This is a genomic window from candidate division KSB1 bacterium (assembly GCA_034505495.1).
Classification (GTDB): domain Bacteria; phylum Zhuqueibacterota; class Zhuqueibacteria; order Residuimicrobiales; family Krinioviventaceae; genus Fontimicrobium_A.
Genome location: JAPDQV010000076.1, coordinates 3,519 through 6,493, shown reverse-complemented (window position 1 = coordinate 6,493; position 2,975 = coordinate 3,519). Strand labels below are relative to the sequence as shown.

Annotated in this window: 2 protein-coding genes; both read left to right on the top strand. The window is 58.5% G+C overall.

Annotation, left to right across the window (positions count from 1 at the left end; translation table 11 throughout):
* Nucleotides 1-2,833, top strand: a 2,833-nt coding sequence (locus tag ONB24_15435; protein ID MDZ7317503.1) for a DUF1156 domain-containing protein, incomplete at its 5' end; no start/stop codon positions are given.
* Nucleotides 2,834-2,853: 20 nt separating this feature from the next.
* On the top strand, nt 2,854-2,975 hold a 122-nt coding region (locus ONB24_15430), incomplete at its 3' end, for a hypothetical protein (protein MDZ7317502.1).

Below are 2,975 nucleotides of genomic sequence, written 5' to 3'. Positions count from 1 at the left end.
CGCGCTGCCACTCGAGGCGATCAACCGCGAGGCGGCACGGGAAAAGTCCATCCGGCATGGACATCCCTCGACCCTCCACCTCTGGTGGGCACGGCGGCCACTGGCGGCAGCCAGGGCCGTCATCTTCGCCCAGATGGTGGACGACCCCGGCTCCGTACCCGAAGAGTTCCCCACCCCGCAAGCGCAGGAAAAGGAACGCCAACGCCTTTTTAAGCTCATCGAAGACTTGGTGCTCTGGGAAAACACCACTAACGAGGAGGTCTTGAACCGGGCGCGGGCCGAAATCCGCCGCTCTTGGGCGCGCTGGTGCAAGGAATCCGGTGAGGATCCAAACAAGCTGCCGCCTTTCCATGATCCCTTCGCGGGCGGCGGCTCGCTGCCACTCGAAGCGCAGCGCCTCGGCCTCGAAGCCCATGCCAGCGACCTCAACCCCGTCGCCGTGATGATCTGCAAGGCGATGATCGAAATCCCGCCAAAATTCGCCGGAATGTCGCCGGTCAATCCGGAAGCCCGCAAAGACAAGCAATTGTTCAAGAAGACTTGGCGCGGCGCGCAGGGCCTGGCCGAGGATGTGCGCTACTACGGACAATGGATGCGGGATGAGGCGGAAAAACGCATTGGACACCTTTACCCGAAGGCCAAGGTCACGGCGGAGATGGCCAAGAATCGGCGCGACTTAGAGGCCTATGTCGGGAAAGAATTGACGGTCATCGCCTGGCTCTGGGCGCGAACGGTTCCGAGTTCCAACCCAGCTTATCGCGGATGCCACGTCCCGCTCGTGTCCTCTTTTTGGCTCTCCACCAAGCCTGGCAAAGAAGCGTGGATCGAGCCGATTGTTGACGGCAAAAAATACCGGTTCGAGGTGAGAACCGGCAAACCGGGCAACCCGGCCGACGTGGATGCCGGAACGAAGCTCGGCCGGGGCGCAAACTTCCGCTGCGTGCTCTCCGGCGACACCCTCACGCCGGACTACATCAAGGCCGAAAGCATGGCCGGCCGCATGGGCGCGCGCCTCATGGCCATCGTCTGCGAGGGCGACCGCGGCCGCATCTACCTGCCGCCCATCCCGGAACACGAAGAGATCGCCCGGCAGGCCAAGCCCAAGTGGAAGCCGGAGGGAGAACTCAATCGAGATACGCGGGATTTGGTCAGTGGGAGAGGTTATGGATTTTTCACATTCGCCGACCTCTTCACCCCCCGGCAGTTGGTGGCGCTGACGACCTTCTCCGACCTCGTGGCCGAGGCGCGGGCGAAGATTCTCGAAGATTTCCAAGCAATGGAAACGTCCCCCGGCCATTCTTCCAAGCATTGGAAAAAAGACGACTACGCCGCCGCCGTCAGCGTATATCTTGCATTTGCCCTAGATAGATTAAGTGACCGCTCTTCTTCAATATGTAGCTGGGATAGTTCTAGAGAAAACATTCGTAATGTATTCAGTCGTCAAGCAATTCCAATGGTTTGGGATTATGTTGAAGGCAACGTTTTTTCAGAGTCCACAGGCAATTTTAGTTCGATGTTGGAATGGGTCGAACAGTTCTTGCTCCAAGTACCTGCATCATCTTCTGGGCGCGCTTATCAACAGGATGCAAGTACTCAGGAAATTAGTATTAACAAGATCGTGTCAACCGATCCCCCTTATTACGACAATATCGGCTACGCCGACCTTTCTGACTTTTTTTATGCGTGGTTGCGGCCAGCATTGAAAGATGTTTATCCTGAATTGTTTGGAACCATGCTGGTGCCGAAGGCCGAAGAACTCGTCGCTACACCTTATCGCCACGGTAGCAAAGAGAAGGCGGAGAAATTCTTCCTCGATGGGATGACCAAGGCGATTAAGCGCCTTGTGGAACAGGCGCATCGCGGATTTCCAATAACGATTTATTACGCCTTCAAACAGACAGAAGATAAAAAGGACGGGATTCCATCGACAGGGTGGGAGACGTTTCTTGAAGCGGTTATGCGCGCCGGCTTTTCCATCACGGGCACATGGCCGATGCGGACGGAGCTGGCAAACAAGATTTTGGGACTGAACGCCAACATCCTCGCCTCCAGCATTGTCCTTGTCTGCCGTCGACGGCCGTCCGACGCGCCGGTGGCGACGCGGAAAGATTTTCTCGCTGCGCTGCGCCGCGAGCTGCCGCCCGCTCTGCGGCATCTTCAGGAAGGCAACATCGCGCCGGTGGATTTGGCGCAGGCGAGCATCGGACCGGGCATGGCGGTGTTCTCGCGCTATTCGAAGGTCCTCGAATCAGACGGCAAACCGATGACTGTGCGGACGGCGCTCCAGTTGATCAACCAGACGCTTGACGAGGTGCTGGCGGAGCAGGAAAGCGATTTCGATCCCGAGACCGCATGGGCAGTGGCATGGTTCGAACAATACGGCTTCAACGAGGGTCCGTTCGGCGACGCTGAGACGCTGTCCAAGGCGAAAAACACGGCGCTTAACGCCTTGGTTGAGGCGGGGATCGCCAAAGCCGCGCGCGGCAAAACACAGCTTCTGCGCGTGGAGGAATTGCCGAAAGATTGGGATCCAACGACAGATAAGCGGCTGACGGTCTGGGAGATGGTGCATCACCTCATCCGTGTGCTTAATGACAAGGGAGAGGCTGGCGCAGCGGAACTGTTTGCGAAACTCGGCGGGGCGTCGGACACCGCACGTGAGCTCGCGTATCGGCTCTATTCCATATGCGAACGAAAGATGCGTGCCGCTGACGCGCTCGCTTACAACGCTCTTGTCCAAAGCTGGCCGGAGATCAACCGCCTCGCCCGACAGAGCGATAAATCGCGCGGGGAGCAGATGGAATTGCCGCTTTCGCATCAAGAGGATGAGTAATTGATGGGCCGGGAGGCAACATGGCGACGACCAATCATGAACGCGTGGGCAAGATGCTCGAGCTGTTGACGGCGGGGCTGGCCCCGTTCGTCGAGCGGGAGCTCAGCGCCGGAAGCGGGGCATTGCCGCCTGCTCTTTTTGA